This window comes from Pseudomonas sp. AC242, assembly GCF_979258655.1.
Map to the genome: position 1 here is coordinate 5528554 of NZ_OZ409873.1, position 16445 is coordinate 5544998.

The window sequence follows — 16445 nt, forward strand, 5'->3', positions numbered from 1 at the left end:
CTGTTCGAATGTCATCCGTTAGGCCCGAAGTCGCAACCGTTGCAGCCAGGACGAAGTGGCGCCCAAGGCGTCACGCAATTGTTGGGCAGTGATGGTGCGTTCTGCCGGGTCGAAGCTCAGCGCGGTTCGCAGCGCTGGCCAGCCGTGTTTCGGTAAGTTCGCCGGTGCTTGCAGTTCGCGCTCCAGATGCTCGTCGCGCGCCTGAGTCGAGGGCAAGCGGCGGAACGGGTGTTTGCCGCCCGCCAGTTCATAGATCACACAGGCCACGCCGTACACGTCCGCGCTGGCCGACAACGGTTGGCCCTCAAGCAGTTCGGGGGCGGCGTAGCCCGGGGTCCAGGCGTTGAAGCGTTCGCGGCTTAGATGTGGCAGGCCGGGCAACACGCCCTCCTCTGCCTGACCGAGGCCGAAGTCAAAGAGGCGCAAGCCGTCTTCGCTGAGCATAACGTTGCTCGGTTTCATGTCACCGTGCAGCACGCCGCGACCGTGGGCGTAGGCCAGCGTGTCGAGCAGCGGCAGGACGATGTCGCGCAGCTCTTGCCACGGCAGGCCGAGGGGCCGCTCGCAGAGCAATTTGTCCAGGGTCAGGCCACGCATGTATTCCATGGTGATGAAGGCCCGCTGGCAGTCGGTGTCGACTTCAAAGGTATGTGCACGCACGACGTTGTCGTGGCGCAGGCGTCGGGTCAGGGCGAACTCGCTGTAGAGCAAGGCACTGGCGTCCGGCGATTCGGCAAATTCTTCGCTGAGGATTTTCAGCGCAATGTAAGGGTCGGGATCGCCGAACTGTTCGTGCAGCAGATCCCGCGCCCGGTAAACGGCGCCCATGCCACCGGCCCCGAGCAGGCGCTCGAGGTGGTAGCGACCGGCGAGTACATCCGGCAGTGCACCGATGCTGGCCTTGGTCGGCGCCAGCAAAGGCTCTGCTTTGTTTTCCTTGGCGAAGGCGAAGTAGGTCAGGTTGTTGGCCTGTTCTTCGCTCATCAGCAAGTCGTCGACTGAGGATTCGATTTCAGTCATTGGCGGATCACCACGGCTGTCAGGTTGTCACGCGCGGCGCCACGCAGGGCGCCGTCGAACAAACGTTCCAGCGCCACGTGCGGCGCGCTGAGGCTGAGGGCGGTGCCGAGGGCATCGCTGCTCAGGCCCTGATACAAACCATCGCTGCAGAGCAAAAACGCATCGCCCGGATAGACCTCGAGTTCGAGGACATCCAGGGTCAGTTGTTCAGCGGCGCCGACGGCTCGGGTCAACGCCTGAGCCGCTGGGTGCGCTGCCGCTTGTTCGACGCTCATTTGCTGCTCGTCGATCAATTGCTGTTGCAACGAATGGTCCTTGGACAGCTGATACAAACGCTGCCCACGCCACATATAGCAACGACTGTCGCCGGCCCAGATGCAGGCCGCGCGATTGCCTTCCACCAGCAGCGCGACGACGGTGCTGCCCATGATGCTGTCGTGACGCCCGGCGGTGACCGTCAACTCCTGCCCCAAACGCCGGTTCAACCAGTGCAGGCACTGGCGAATGGCTTTGAGGCGTTCGTCGAAGTCCTCGTGTTGCGGCAGTTCAGCCAGGCTGGCGACGATCAACTGGCTGGCGATGTCGCCACCCTGATGACCGCCCATGCCGTCCGCGACCACCCACAGCCCCTGCTGTGGCGAGTCGAGGAAAGCATCTTCGTTGCGCGCCCGCACCTTGCCCGGGTCGGTACGCGCCGCGCTGCGCCAGGCACTGGCCACCAGCATCAGAGCTGCACCGGCATACGGAAGGTGCGCAGCACGCCCATGTCGAACGGGTTCGGCGTGCGCTGGCTGGTCAGCAGGTAGTTGGCACGCAGGCCACCTACGTCGGCTTTCAGCACCAGCACGTCGCGACCGCTCAGGTACTCGGTCTGCATCAGGTCGAACAGACGGAACAGCGACCATGGGCCGGAGTTCTTCTCGATGCCGATCGGGCGCCCGGCCATTTTGTCCATGACCAGACTGGTGCGACCGTCTTCAGCATCGGTCGGCCATTTGAACGACATTGGCAGGATCGGACCGTGGCGGTATTCCATGGTCTTGTCGCCGAACTTGAACTCGGAACGGCTGACCGCCGGGTCGAGGGTGTACGGCTCCAGTTTGAACTGCACGGTCGGCTCGGCCGGGTTGATCGAGAAGAAGCTCTGACGAATCGTCAGCGCCGCCGCCATCTGGTCCAGATACATTTTCGACACCGGCAGGCTGTGACCGTCGACGCTGCGCATGCGGTAGTTGCCCGGATCGCCACTGACGAACGGACGCATGTAGCTGTCGAAGAAGCGGTCGACGGTGCCTTGAGCGCGGAAGAACTCGCGGAAATCGCTGATCGCCACGTCGCTGGTGCTGCTGGCGCTGAACGGATAACGCTTGCTGATGGTTTTGCCATACACGCTGTACAGCTCGTTCTGATAACGGCCGTTCAGGTATTGGTAAGCATCGTTAAGCACCAGACGCCACGAGTCTTCGGCCAGCACGTTGAACCACACGCTGAGCGGACGCGGCAGACGGCTAGACGCATTGCGCAGGTTGGTCAGCGCATCACGCTGGCCGCTCATGCGGGTTTTCGCCATTTCGAACGCGGCTTGTTCCGGCGTGCTGGAACGGGCCAGGCCGGCCAGTTGCAGTTGCAGGTCGTTGAGCGCGTTCAGCGCTGGCGTCAGGTCCGCCGCCGGGCCGTTGTTGTCATCGAGCAAACGATGCAGCGGTTCGAAGCGGCGTTGCAGCGACTTCTTCGCGGTGTCCGGCAGGGTCTTCGCCACGTTCAGGGCCGAAGCCTTGTCTGCTGCGGCGGCGGCAAGTTTGCCAACCTTACCCAGTTTGCCTTTCTGCCCAGCCAGCGCATCAGCAGCGTCGCCAGCTTCTTCGACAGGATCTGCAGCGGCCTGGAAGCGGGTGTTCTCACGCACTTCAGTGAGCAATGCCAGCACCGGCGAGTTGGCCGAGGTCAGGCCCGCCAGTTGTTCGGCGCCTTCACCGGCGTCGCTGATCGGCGGCAGGGCAACCTGGCCAACCGCTTCGCTCCAATAGTTGGCGTAGTCGCGGAAGTACAGTTGCTCCAGCTCGACCATCAGACGACGCAAGTCCATGTCGCTGATGCCCGCACCTTCGCCCAGCACCCAGTTGTCACGCAGGATGTCGGTAACCAGCGCCGAACCCTGTACCGAGAAATACTGCTGATAACCGGTTTGCGTGTAGAAGCCCGGGATCACGTATTCGGTGCCGATAAACAGCGAGCCTTGTGGACCGAGGTGTTGGCTGAAACGGTAGTCCGGCAGGTTGCGCGCCTGCTCGCGGAGCATGCGGTAAACCACCGTGGCCAGCGATTCGCTGCGCAAGACCTGACGCGCCTGAGTGACCAACTGATCGTTCAGCGGGTAGATAAACGGCTGCTTCAGCAGACGTTCCAGATGCGCGCTTAAACCGTTCTGCACAGCGGTGTTGCCGGTGTAGCGCGTCGACCAGTCAGTGGCGACCCAGTCCTTGAGCCACGCGGCATCGCGACGATCCTTCATGTTCAACATCAGGTACGCGCGCAGGCTGTTGAGCAGGCGGTCGCGGTCCTTCATGTTGGCGCGGATCTGCCCTTCGAGCATCGTCGCTACCCGTGGCAGCAGTTGCTTTTCAAGCTCGCGCTCGTAAGCCTCTTTGACCACTGGATTGACGTCTTCGCCCTGATACAGACCGCCACGTTCGTGATACGAAACGTCGCCCTTCTTCGGGAACACCTGCGTCGCGGCGTAGCTGCTGTCGAGGGTTTTCAGCACGCCCATCGCATCATCACGCGGCGACAATGCCGTGCGTTGCTGCGTCCAGTTTTGCGCCAGATTACGCAGGTTTTCCAAGCGCTCGTAGTTGGCCGAGAAACCGCCCGCCCAGAGCATGCCGAACAGTGCCAGCGCAGCCAGTGCGCCGACGTACAACGCACGTTGGCCCCAATGAATACGGCTGCGTTCGCGCTTGTCCAGACCGGCTAGGTCGGATTCGGGGAAAATCACCTGGCTGAACAAGTGATGAATGAAGCGCGAACGACCGCTGCGCAGGGTCGGCAGCACACCGGCGCTCATGCCGAGGCTGGCGCCGATGCCGGCAGTGGTCGCATCCATCTCTTGGGTCAGGTGCGGCGCGCTGGTCAGGTAGAAACCACGCAGTTGCGTGGCACGCTGATAACGGTTGCCGGTGAACGCCATGTCGACGAACAGGCACAGGCGCTCGCCGATCTGCCCTAGTTGATGCGGGAAGTCGAGGATGCGGCCACGGCGCTGGGTATCGCGCTCGGAGTGCATGCGCATGATCACTTGGCTGTTGAGGCGGCGCAGCAGTTCTTCGAACTCGTTGCGCAGCACAGCGACGTCGGTGCCGACCTGATCCTTGCGGAAACTGGTGCCGAGCACTTGATCGCTTTCTTCGCGGGTCAGTTGATCGAAGAACTCGTCGAAGCCGAGCAGCTTGTCAGCCTTGCTCAGGACCAGATAGACCGGCACGTCGACGTGCAGTTTCTGATGCACGTCTTGCAGACGGCCGCGAATCTGGCGCGCGAGGGTGTCGATGTCCTGCTCACTGCCGCCGAGCAGGGTTTCCACCGGAATGGTCACCAGCACGCCGTTCAACGGACGCCCGCGACGACGCTTGCGCAGTAGCTCCAGCAATGTCGTCCAGGCGCCGCCGTCGACTTCCACATCCGGTTGCGTGGTGTAACGCCCGGCGGTGTCGATCAGCACACCGTGGTCGGCGAAGTACCAGTCGCAATGACGGGTGCCGAGGGTGTCGCGGGTCAGCTTGCGGTCGATCTTGTTGATCGGGAATTCCAGACCGGAAAAATCCAGCAGGCTGGTCTTGCCCGAGGCCTGCGGACCGATCAGCAGGTACCACGGCAAGTCACTGCGCCAGCGCTCGCTGCGGCCGCGATACAGGCTCGACGTCTTCAGGGTTTTCAGCGCGTCTTTGAAGCGCGCCTTCAACTCTTTCTGTTCTTCGTCGATCAGCTCTTCGCGGCGAATGCGGTCCTGGCCGTCCTCGCTTTCTTCCTCGGCTTTCTTGCGGATACCGCTGCGCCAGCTGACGAAGACCATGGTCAGGCCCCAGATCAGGAACAGCACAGCGATGGTCAGCAGGCGCGCGGTCGCGCTTTCCCAGAACTTGTAATCATCAACCGCCAACAACGGGCCGACGAACCACACCAGCAGCGCCACGAACAGCACCAACAGCAAAGTCCAGACCCAGGTCTGGCGCAGGAAGGCGCCGACTTTCTTGAAAAACTTTTTCATCACACGTCCCTGTTTACGGCTGCGACTGCGGTTGCACCGCGGCCGGATCAAGCGGCTGATAAGGTTGCAGAACGGTGTCGCGCTGCTCGCCCAAGACCCAGGCGAAGCCCGAATACATCACCACCAGACAGACCAAAGTGAACAACACCACCATCCACGCCGGCACGATGCGCACCAGGTTGCGACGCTGATCGTTGAGACCTTCCCAGTGCGGCGACAACTCGCGCGGCACGTCGCCACGCAACTGACGGATCTGCCGGTACAAGGCGTCACGGATGCCTTCAAGCTCGAGCATGCCGCGTGCCTGTACGCGGTACTTGCCCTCGAAACCGAGGGACAGGCACAGGTACATCAACTCGAGCATCGGCAAGTGCTTGACCGGGTTTTTCGACAGGCGATCGAGCAACTGGAAGAACTTCTCGCCACCGAACGTTTCGTTGTGGAAGCTGCTCAGCAGGCTCATCTGCGACCATTCGCTTTCGTTGCCCCACGGTGTGGTCACGACGGCTTCGTCGACCACGGTGCAGAGCACGTAACGCGCGGCCATCACCTGGCTGCTTTCGGCGCCGTTGTGCAGGGCGCGTACTTCAAACAATTTCAGCCCGGCAGTCAGACGCTCGTTGAGTGCGTACAAGTCTTCGCGGGTTTCGCTGTGCTTGAGGCGCACCACTTCCGAAAGCAGCTCGGACGAAGCAGCGACCAGCGAATTGAGGCTGATGTTGAACGCTTCGGCCGGGCGCAGGCGCGCGGCGTAGATCATGCGTTCTTCCAGTTGCTCGAAACGCGGCGGCGCGGCGAAGTCGGTCAGCGGACTCGATGCCGGTCCGTGGCCTTGACGATCGAGCAGGACGGTTTTGTCGTCCTGGTTGTAATCCGTTTCCTTGATCATGTCGGTCAGTTCCTGATGGCCCAGAATTTCAGTTCAAGCTCGGCGAATTCGCCGGACACATGGAACGCGAAACCGCCGGAGCGCTCGAGTTGTGCCAGGTCTTCGGAACTGAGTTCGAGGATGAAATAGGTTTTGTTCGAATGGAACGCGATCTGCCGCGGGGCCACCGGCAACGGTTTGACCTTGATCCCCGGCAAGTGCAGGTTGACCAGTTGGCGGATACGTTCCACCGGGCCGACCTTGAGGTGCGCCGGCAAGCGGTGGCGCAGTTCTTCGGAGTCGCAGTTGGCACTGGCTGCCAGCACGAACGACGCCGAGCCAAGCAGTTTGTGGTCGTGCAACGGCGAGACGATGATCCCGTACTGACGCGCTTGCAGGATCAGTTCGATGGCGTGCTGTTCGAGCACCATCGACAGCACCTGACGAATCGCTTCCATCAGTTTGCGGAAGCTCCCGCCCTGATCGGCGTGGGAGTAGCGGCTGTCCAGGCGCGGGCGTTTGCTCTCGCCGGAAAAGGTCGCCAGATCGCCGAGCATGGTCAGCAGCGTGCGGTACAACTCTTCCGGGTGCACTTGCTCCAGGCCGAGGTAGTGGCGCAGCAGCAGTTCGGTGCGGTTGATCAGTTGCAGCATCATGAAGTCGCCAACTTCGGCACCGCCGACCTTGCCGTTGGAGCGAATCCGCTCGGCAATCGTGTCGCCACGGTGGTTGAGCATGCTGATGACTTCTTTCAGGCACGACAGCAGATAGCTGGAGGCGTGGGCCTGAATGTAGGTCGGCACGAAATCCGGGTCGAGGCTGATCACGCCGTCCGGCGTGGTGTCGAGCACGTCGCAGATCTTCAGCTTGACGTAGGCCTGATCGCTCTGCTGCTCGCCGAGCAACAGTTTGAAGTCCGGGCGACCGCAGCTGACCTGGCTGGCGGAATCGTCGCCGGCGTTGGAGTCGGCCACTTCGGCGTCGTACGCGGTGTAACGCGCGAGCACGTCGGATTGCTCCGGGCGGCGCGACTCGATGTGGTTACCGGTGACCAGCGGCAGCGCCAGGTAGATCGGCGTGTTGCCGGTGTTCGGCGGTACGTCCAGCGCCAGCGGCTCGGTGTTGCCACCGAGTTCGAACAGGCTGCCGTCCGGCAGAATCCCCGAGGCTTCACTGATCACCAGTTTGCCCATGTTGAGGAACTGCAAGTCGATCTCCAGATTGAGGAAACCCCAGGTGTAGCCACCCAGCAATTGGGTGCGGGTTTTCATCTGGTGATCGTAATAACGATCGTTGTGCTGGAAGTGCTGCGGACGCAGCAGCATGCCTTCCTGCCAAATGACTTTATGGGTATTCATGATCAGTCATCCGCCTTGGCGAGCACTTGATTGGTGTTGCGGATGCCGGTCTGGTCCAGAGTCAGATCGACTTCAGTGACCTCCAGCGGAGTGATCTGAACGGTGTGGCGCCATTGGGTGTCCGGCAAGTCGCGGTAAGCGGCGAGAACGCCAACATAAAGACTGCCCTCCTCCACCTTGAGCTTCATCTCCACGGTTTCACCCGGGCGCAGCTCAAGCTCTTCGCTGGCCACCAGATCCGGATTGAGGGATTCCTTGGCGCGCTCGTAGAGGCTGAAGAAATCAGCGTTTTCGAAGGTCACCGGGTGCTTGAGTTCGAACAGGCGCACGACGATCGGCGACGGCCGACCGTTGAGGTCCGGGTTGAGCTGATCGCTGCCGGTCAGCTTCAGGTTGATCTTGGTCACTTTCGAGTACGGCGACAGCGACGAGCAACCGGCGAGCAGCACCAGCACGGTGAGCGCAGTCAGCGTCTTGAAAAAAGCGGTCGAGCGGCGAGACATGCGCATCATCCTTGGTGGTCGGTGTGGAGGGTGGAGATCAGGCGGATCTGTTCTTCGTAGGCCTGGGCGAAGTCGCGGGCCAGCAGACGCTCGCTCCAGTCATCGTCCTGACGCAGCGCCTGGTGATATCGGCCGAACGCTCTCCAGCGCCCGCCCGAGGTGGCGATCAACGGCTTGTTGTCGCGCTCGAAACGCAGGGTCAGTTGCTCTGGCGAGAAGTGCTCCAGCGTGCCGCGCACGGCGGCGCGACTGGCGGTCAGCAGTGCCACTTGATGCGCCTGCAGATCGCGGAACGCACGAGAGATGGCTTGCTCGGCCGGCAGATGGCCGGGCTTGCTTGGCTGCAACAGAATCTGCAGGGCTTCGCTCGGATCGACGGCGAATTTCAGCGGGTTCTTGTTGGTGCCTTGCACGGTGGTCTGGGCCAGACGCAGCTCGTTTTTCAGCTCCGAACGGGTGCGCAGGCTTTGCTGCAGACCGCCGATGCTTTGGCGCAACAAGCGCGCAGCGTTCAGCGCCAGGGCTTCGCGTTCGTCGTGGCTGAGGCCTTTGACGTCGACACCCAGCGCCGCACCGAAATGATCCCAGAAACCTTCGCTTTGACGCTCAACGGCTTTCGGTGCCGGAGCGGGCTCAGGTTCGACCGGGGCGGCGATCAGCTCCGGCACCATCAGGCTTTCCATGTCGATGCGCGCGTAGTCGGCGCGTTGACGGGAATCCTCAGGTTTGGTGTTCGGCGCCAGCAACTCGTCGATTTCCGAGTACACACGCTCTTGCTGCTCGAGAGCATCGAGCGGGTCGAGATCGAGGAACGCGTCGTCGGGAATGATGCTGCCAGCGGCGCGTGGACGGCCGACTTCACCGTCGAAGGTCGCCGGGTCGCGCACCAGTCGCGCGCGAATTTCGAAGTCACCCAGCACGTAGGTGCTGCCGTGCTCGATGCGCACCGGTTCGCCTTTGTGCAGACGCGCGCCGCTCTCGCCGTCCTGGACACCGTTGCTGCTGGTGTCGGTGAGGAAGAACGTGCCTTCGCGGTAGCTGACAATCGCGTGGTGATTGGACAGGTGACGCTTGCGGTCAGGGATGATCCAGTCGCAGTCCTCGCCCCGCCCGATCACGCCGCCGGCCTGTTTAAAGGTCTTCTGGCACAACTCGGTGGGCACGAACTGCTTGGTGTTCAGCATTTCGAAAACCAATTCCATGTTTGATGCTCCTTGCGGTCACTTGCCGCGATTGACCGCTTGCGGATCACCCAACGGGCGATAGTCGTTGTCGTTGAATTTGTAATTGCCGCTACAGCCGCCCAGGCCGCATAGAACGACGAGGGTCAGCAGGACAGCTTGCCAGTGACGAACAGACATCAGAGGGTCTCCAGGGGTAGACAAAGCACAAAGCGCCGACCCTTGCGGGCGGCGCTGAAATTGGTTTTTGCGAGGATTTCGATGACTTTTTGCCTACCCATCGAAATCTCCCAGATTGATGTTCAGACGGCCGAGCCGATACAGCAGCGTGCGCCTCGGAAGGCCGAGCTCGCGGGCGGCGAGGGTCTGGTTGCCGTCGTTCTTGCGCAGGCAGTCGAGCAATAACGTGCGTTCGACCTGCTCCAGACGTTCGCGCAAATTCAGGTGGCTGTTGTCTTCCGGCATTGCCTCCATGCGCAGGGAGAAATGCTCGGCGAGCAACTCGCCGCCCTCGCACAACAGCACCGCACGCTCGACCAAGGCCTTGAGTTCACGCACGTTGCCGGGGAAGTTGTAGCCGGACAGGTGTTCCAGCGCCGCGCTCGACCAGCGCACCGGATCGCGTTGCAAATACGTGCAGGTCTTCTCGGCGAAGTGCTGGGCCAGTTCGAGGATGTCGCCTTCACGCTGACGCAGCGCCGGCAGCTCGATCGGGAATTGCGCGAGGCGGTAGTACAAGTCCTCGCGGAATTTGCCTTCGCTGACCAGCGTCGACAGATCGCGGTGCGTTGCGGCGATGATGCGTACATCGATTTTGTGCGTGTCGTTGGAGCCCAGCGGACGGATCTCACCTTCCTGCAACACGCGCAAGATCTTCGCCTGCAACGACAACGGCATGTCGCCGATCTCGTCGAGCAACAACGTGCCGCCATTGGCCGCATCGAACAGCCCGGCGCGGTCGCGATCGGCACCGGTGAACGCGCCTTTGCGATAGCCGAACAGCTCGCTTTCCAGCAGATTTTCCGGAACCGCCGCGCAGTTCTGCACGATAAACGCCTGGGAACGGCGCGGGCCGCAATCGTGAATCGCCCGCGCAACGACTTCCTTGCCGGTGCCGGTTTCGCCGCGCAACAACACGGTGTACGGACTGTGCAGGACTTTGCTGATCAGCGAATGGGTCTGGCGCATCGCCGCGCTTTTGCCGATCAAGCCATAGCCACTGATGCTCGGCACGCTGCGCGCTACCGTTGCCGATTCCGCCAGTGGCTGGCGCAGACGTTGCAGCAAATGCAACTGGCCAAGCACGAACGAGCCGAGCTGGCCGAGGGAATCGGCGAAGCCTTGCAGGTGGGTACGACGACGGCTGGCGCACAACAGCAAACCTTCAACAGCTTTGTGCTGATTGACCAGTGGCACGCACAACAGCGACTGCCACGGCGAGGTCGCCGCTGGCAGGAAACTGGTTTCGTGCAAGCTGCCGCTCAAGTCGTCGAGGCACACCACGCGGTTCTGGCACAGGGCGAATTGCAGCAGTTGCTCACCGTTGTAATCCGCCGGCAGGCTCGCCGCTTCACGCGGTTGCAGAGCGCCGTCGAGGCATTCGGCGTTCATCCCCAGGCACGTGTGGGTGGCGTCGAGCAGATACAGCTGCGTCAATTCGCAACCGCTCAGCTCGGCCAACCCGCGCACGAAGTCACCCAGCAACGCAGCACCGTCCGCCGCCCGCGACAGACTGGCGAACTGCGCCAGCAACGCTTCGGCATAGACCAGTGGCTGCGGCACCTGAGTGAACATCACACCCACCTCAGGCGAACTCGCACGTCACGCTGGCTTCACCGTCGAGCGTGGCATGCACACGCTTGAGGCTTTCACCGGTGGCCATGGCGTCGAGCAGACGATCCGCCACCAGTGGCAGCACATGCTGATCGAGCAGATGATCGATCAGGCGCGCGCCGCTGTCGCTTTGCGTGCAACGCTCGGACAGGTGATCGACGAGGTTCTGGCACCAGCTGAAATCCAGCTGACGACGGTTGAGACGCTCGCCGAGACGACCGAGTTTGATCTCGATCAGCTCGCGCAGCACCGGGCCGCCGACCGGGTAGTACGGCACCACTTTCATCCGCGCCAGCAGCGCCGGTTTGAAGTGTTTGCTCAGCACTGGGCGAATGGTTTCTTCGAGGACTTCAGCGGTCGGCCGTGCGCCGTTTTCGCAAAGGTCGCTGATCTTGTCGCTACCGAGGTTCGAGGTCATCAGGATCAACGTATTGCGGAAGTCGATCTCGCGACCTTCGCCGTCGTTGGCCACGCCCTTGTCGAAGATTTGATAGAACAGGTTGAGCACGTCCGGATCAGCCTTCTCGACTTCATCGAGCAGCACCACCGAGTACGGCTTCTGGCGTACGGCTTCGGTGAGCATGCCGCCCTCGCCGTAGCCGACGTAGCCCGGTGGCGCGCCGATCAGACGGGAGACGGTGTGCTTCTCCTGGAACTCGGACATGTTGATGGTGGTGATGAAACGATCACCGCCGTACAGCAAATCAGCGAGGGCCAGTGCGGTTTCGGTTTTACCGACGCCGCTCGGGCCGACCAGCAGGAACACGCCGACCGGCGCGTCAGGTTTGTTCAGGCCGGCAGCGGTGGCACGCATCGAGCGATCCAGTGCGTGCACGGCTTGTTCCTGACCACGGATGCGCGTGCGCAGGTCGGTGGCGAAACTGGCGACTTTGGCGTTGTGCTCGCGGGCCAGTTGCGCCAATGGCACGCCGGTCCAGGCGCTGATCACTTCGGCGACCAGACGCGGGCACACTTCGAAGCTGACCAGACGCTCTTTGACTTGAGCGGCGGTCAAGGCGCTGTGGGTTTCGTTGAGTTGGGCTTCCAGCGCTTCGACGCTTTGGCCTTCTTCGACTTCGGCAGCGACGGTTTCGATCACGGTGCCTTCGGCGTCTTCTTCAACGGTGACGGTCGGCTCGACAGCGGCGGCTTCACGAGCCTTGGCCAGTTGCTGACGCAATTCCAACAGGCGCTCGGCCAGTTGCTTCTGCTCAGTCCACAGGGTTTCCAGCGCGACCATTTCGTCTTCGGCATCGTCGAGACGCGCTTCCAGAGCATCGAGCGCTTCGTGGTCGATCAGCAGACCGGCTTCGGCATCGCGGCGCAGCGCCTGACGCTGACGGCCACCTTCAGCCAGTTCGCCACGCAGGCGTTCAAGGCTTTCCGGGGCTGCGGCGAGGCTGATGCGTACGCGGGCGCAAGCGGTGTCGAGAACGTCGACAGCTTTGTCCGGCAGTTGTCGACCGGCCAGATAACGTGCGGACAATTCCGCCGCCGAGACCACCGCGTCATCACGCAGATAGATGCCGTGGCTCTTCTCGTAAACCTGGGCCAGACCACGGAGGATAGTCACCGCTTCACTGACGGTCGGTTCGTGCAGTTGCACCGGTTGGAAACGACGGGCCAGCGCCGGGTCTTTCTCGAAGTATTTCTTGTACTCGGCCCAAGTGGTCGCAGCGATGGTGCGCAGTTCGCCACGGGCGAGTGCCGGTTTCAGCAGGTTGGCCGCGTCGGAACCGCCAGCATTGCCGCCGGCGCCGATCAGCGTGTGAGCTTCGTCGATGAACAGAATGATCGGTTTCGGCGAAGCTTTGACTTCGTCGATCACGCCTTTGAGGCGACGTTCGAATTCACCTTTGACGCTGGCGCCGGCCTGCAACAGGCCCATGTCCAGCGACAGCAGTTCAACGCCTTTGAGCACTTGCGGCACTTCACCGGCGGCGATGCGCGACGCCAGGCCTTCGACGATAGCCGTCTTACCCACGCCAGCTTCACCGACGACGATCGGGTTGTTTTTGCGGCGACGGGCGAGGATGTCGACCATCTGGCGGATCGCGCCGTCACGGCACAGCACCGGGTCGAGTTTGCCGTCGCGGGCCTGTTGGGTCAGGTTGTGGGTGAAGCGCTGCAACAGCGATTCGCCCTGCGCCGCTGGTTTGCCATTGGCCGCCGGTTGCTCCTGTTGCGACAGGGCAAATTCCTTCAGGCGATCGATGTTCAGCTTGGCGAGCAGCGGCTGATAGCGGCTGCCGGCGTAGCGCATCGGGTTGCGCAGCAGCGCAAGGATCAGCGCGGCGTCTTCGACCTGGGTCTGGCCCAGTTCGAGGTTGGCCACCAGCAGCGCATCTTGCAGCCACTGCACCAGTTCCGGGGCGAACACCGGATTGCGCGAAGCGCTGTGTTCGACGCGCGATTGCAGCGCGGCGCTGAGTTCACCGGCGTCGACGTCTGCATCCTGCAGTGCGCGCGACAGCAAGCCGTTCGGACGCTCGAGCAGGCCGAGCATCAAATCTTCGACGAGGATCTTGCTACCGCCACGGGCCACGCAACGCTCGGCGGAACGTTCCAGATCACGACGGGTTTCGGCGTCCAGCGCCTGGATGAGTTGTTGCAGGTCTACGTTGATCATGGCTCACGTCCTTAATGAATTTTGCTGCCCAGGGTCACCACGCCGTCCGCTTTTTCGCGGCCCAGCCAACTGGTCCAACCGAGGCGACAGGCGTTCTGCTCACCGATGCGCAGTTCGCGGATTTCTTCCTGGCGCAACACCAGGCGGATGTCGTAATCGAGCGGGTCACGCAAAGTGAACCGCACCAGCGCGCAGAGCGGCTGGTAACCGAAACCGATCGGCAGGAATTCATGGAATCGCTGCCAGTCGAGTTCGGTGATGTGAATGCGGAATTTGCCGCTGCGGTCGCGCACGTGTTCGCCGAGCACGAGGTCTTCGCCGAGCAGGCTGTTGGCGCGGCCCAAACGATTGCGCTGCTCTTCGAGAATTTCTACGCGGCGCTCGATGCACTGCTCGATGACCAGATCTTCGTGCTTGAAGTAGTAACGCAGCACGGCTTCGATCAACGCCGCCGAGTGCGCCCGCAAGCTGAGCAGACCGAGGTACGGCAGCAGGCGTTTCCAGTTGAGTTCCTTGGCCTTGCGGATCTCTTCGCCACCGAGGCCGATCAGGGCAAACAGCTGCGAGGAGAACGGGTCAATCGCGCCACTCTGGAAGCTTGCGCGATAGCGGTACTTGCGCCAGATCGGCAGCATCAGCCGTTGCAGGCGATGGTGGAACAGGTCGAGGAAGTTGCGTGTCGGGTTGCCGTCTTCGCTGTCGCCCAGGGCTTGTTCGCCATAGAACGCCGGCAATGGCGAACCGGAGCCGACCAGGCCGATCAGGTTGAAACGCATGCGCGCGCGCATCTGCCCGTGCTCTTCGAAAAACTCGACGCGATCGACGTCGCTGCGCGGAAAGCCCAGGCTCGGGTTGGCCTGGAACTCCACGTGGTCGTACAGATCGTCTTCGCTCAGGTGCGGGTGTGCCTCGCGCAGCCGGTCGATCACCAGCAGCACGGCCTGAAACAGCGAGTACTCGCGTATTACCTTGGTCAGCCCGCTTAAAGCAGGGGCTGCAGGCCCATACGTGGTGTCCATTGGTACACCTCTCCCTGTGTGCTTTTTACGCGCAGCTCATGGAATGAATTGAGACTGGCGTAAAGCGCGAAAAACTCGTTAAGAACCGAAGCGAAAACGAACAGGTCGCCTTCGCCGATGTACCCTTCCGGGTCGATGGTCAGTTCGGTGCGCAGACCGCGCACCGGCAACCCACGGTGCAAGCGGTCGACGTGGTGATGCTTGATGTGCTTGAGGCCGCCGAGCAGGCGTTTGCTGACCTTCTCCGCGTGCTGGTCGTAGTAGCGCGGCAAGTCGTAGGTTTCGAGAATCACCTTCAACGCATTGACGTCGGCCAGCGACAGATAGTTAAGCGACATGTTGCTGATCAGCTTCCACAGGAAGTCTCGGTTCAGCGGCGGCGCGAAGCTGGAAGTGGCCGGGGTGATGTTGCGGAAACTCAAGAACTCGGGCGTCTCTTCGCAGGCCATGCAGATGTCGCCAAGCTTGAGCTTGCGCGGCAGGTTCTGGTTGGTGCAGATCAGCTCGATCGACAGGGTTTCGTGGGCTTCGGTGTGGCGGATGCCGAAGCTCAGGTAGGTGTCGAGGCCGTCGTGCAACAGCGAAGAGCGCTGGCGAATGCTGTAGTGCGGACGGCTGTTGGGCACGTCGAAACTCGGGTCGTGCTCGAAGGATTCGAACGGCACGTACTCCTGATAACCGAGGCCGCCGGGCTTCCAGCCGGTCACGGTTTCCACCGAGAACACGCCGCAGTTTTCCAGATCGTATTCCGCTGGCAGCAACAGGTACTCGTCCTGCTTGCCATCGAGGCGAATCGGCAGTGCATCGTGGGCGAACAGGTTGGCAATCGGCGTGCAGAACAGCTTCACGTTATCCAGCGTCGGCCGCATGCGCATGATGCCGCTCTTGCGAATATCGAAGCGCAATTCGAGGCCACGCATCTGCTTGAGCGTGTCTTCCGGCAGCGCGTTGATGATGTCCAGACCGTTAACGTCGACGAACAGGAACTTGTCCTGGAAGGCGAAGTATTCCTGCAGGTAACGATAACCACGGAAGGTGTTCAGCGGATACGGGATCAACGCTTCTTCTTCGGCAAAGCCCACCGGTTTGACCCGATCACCGGGAATCTTGAACGCCATCGGCTTACCGCTGACGCCATCAATCGGTTTGCCGGCGCCGTCGAGCGGGATCAGTTCGATGCCTTCAAGGTTGCGCAGCAGGCTCAGGTAGAGCATCTGGCTGATATAGCGCTCGCCGGCAAAGTGCAGACGCAGCTTGCTCAGCTCCAGTTCACCGAGGTGACCGTCGGCGCTCATTTCCAGACGCAGGCTGAGCAGCGAGCCGTCGCCCTTCACCGAGTAATTCAACGCGGCCAGATCCAGCGGCAGCACGTCAGTCGGGTAGCAAGTACGGAAGCGGCAACGCACGTCTTCGATCGGCTTGCTTTCGATCGGCGTATCGCGCTCGACGCGCAATGCCGGCCCGGAACGCTTGAGCGGATCGAACTGCAAAATGCTGAACGCCGGCAGCGGACGCATGTAGTTCGGCCACAGCAATTGCATCAACGAATGGCTGAGCTCCGGCAGCTCGTCATCGAGCTTCTGGCGCAGCCGCCCGGTCAGAAACGCAAAGCCTTCGAGCAACCGCTCCACATCCGGATCCCGCCCGGCCTGGCCCAGATACGGCGCCAACGCCGGACTACGCTCGGCGAAACGGCGACCGAGTTGGCGCAGTGCGGTGAGTTCGCTTTGGTAGTAGTGGTTAAACGACACGGGTTACCTGCCTGGTAGT

At 61.9% G+C, this 16445-nt stretch carries 12 protein-coding genes; all 12 read right to left on the reverse strand.

Translation table 11 applies throughout. The annotated features are described in order from the left end of the window. Positions 1–18 precede the first annotated feature (18 nt). The 12 genes from ACZZ0A_RS24935 to tssF all read right to left on the reverse strand — a co-directional run bounded on the left by ACZZ0A_RS24935 (position 19) and on the right by tssF (position 16426). The gene (locus ACZZ0A_RS24935) at positions 19–1020 is read right to left on the reverse strand and encodes a serine/threonine-protein kinase (RefSeq protein WP_463543853.1); all 1002 of its coding nucleotides are present in this window, start codon (positions 1018–1020) and stop codon (positions 19–21) included. Then, positions 1017–1745, reverse strand: a complete 729-nt coding sequence (locus ACZZ0A_RS24940; RefSeq protein WP_064389582.1) for a PP2C family protein-serine/threonine phosphatase — start codon at positions 1743–1745, stop codon at positions 1017–1019. Before ACZZ0A_RS24940 ends, ACZZ0A_RS24935 begins: the two co-directional genes overlap by 4 nt. Next, entirely contained in the window at positions 1745–5284 is a 3540-nt protein-coding gene (gene tssM, locus ACZZ0A_RS24945; RefSeq protein ID WP_463543854.1) for a type VI secretion system membrane subunit TssM, read from the reverse strand. Before tssM ends, ACZZ0A_RS24940 begins: the two co-directional genes overlap by 1 nt. Before the next feature lie 13 nt (positions 5285–5297). Continuing rightward, positions 5298–6173: a type IVB secretion system protein IcmH/DotU gene (gene icmH / locus ACZZ0A_RS24950; RefSeq protein ID WP_007920301.1), complete on the reverse strand. Its 876-nt coding sequence runs from the start codon at positions 6171–6173 to the stop codon at positions 5298–5300. 5 nt (positions 6174–6178) lie between these two features. Continuing rightward, positions 6179–7510, reverse strand: coding sequence for a type VI secretion system baseplate subunit TssK (gene tssK / locus ACZZ0A_RS24955; protein WP_007920300.1), 1332 nt, complete (start codon positions 7508–7510; stop codon positions 6179–6181). A gap of 2 nt (positions 7511–7512) precedes the next feature. Beyond that, positions 7513–8013, reverse strand: a complete 501-nt coding sequence (gene tssJ, locus ACZZ0A_RS24960; protein ID WP_007920299.1) for a type VI secretion system lipoprotein TssJ — start codon at positions 8011–8013, stop codon at positions 7513–7515. A gap of 5 nt (positions 8014–8018) precedes the next feature. After that, a complete protein-coding gene (gene tagH, locus ACZZ0A_RS24965) occupies positions 8019–9215 on the reverse strand; it encodes a type VI secretion system-associated FHA domain protein TagH (protein WP_463543855.1) in 1197 nt (398 codons plus the stop codon). 18 nt (positions 9216–9233) lie between these two features. Continuing rightward, the gene (locus ACZZ0A_RS24970) at positions 9234–9374 is read right to left on the reverse strand and encodes a hypothetical protein (protein ID WP_007920296.1); all 141 of its coding nucleotides are present in this window, start codon (positions 9372–9374) and stop codon (positions 9234–9236) included. A 93-nt stretch (positions 9375–9467) separates the two neighbouring features. Next, positions 9468–10988: a sigma-54 interaction domain-containing protein gene (locus ACZZ0A_RS24975; protein WP_095113199.1), complete on the reverse strand. Its 1521-nt coding sequence runs from the start codon at positions 10986–10988 to the stop codon at positions 9468–9470. A gap of 10 nt (positions 10989–10998) precedes the next feature. Continuing rightward, positions 10999–13656, reverse strand: a complete 2658-nt coding sequence (gene tssH / locus ACZZ0A_RS24980; RefSeq protein ID WP_463543856.1) for a type VI secretion system ATPase TssH — start codon at positions 13654–13656, stop codon at positions 10999–11001. Positions 13657–13667: 11 nt separating this feature from the next. Further along, positions 13668–14675, reverse strand: coding sequence for a type VI secretion system baseplate subunit TssG (gene tssG / locus ACZZ0A_RS24985; RefSeq protein ID WP_016985779.1), 1008 nt, complete (start codon positions 14673–14675; stop codon positions 13668–13670). Further along, positions 14639–16426, reverse strand: a complete 1788-nt coding sequence (gene tssF, locus ACZZ0A_RS24990; protein WP_007920286.1) for a type VI secretion system baseplate subunit TssF — start codon at positions 16424–16426, stop codon at positions 14639–14641. Before tssF ends, tssG begins: the two co-directional genes overlap by 37 nt. Positions 16427–16445 lie beyond the last annotated feature (19 nt).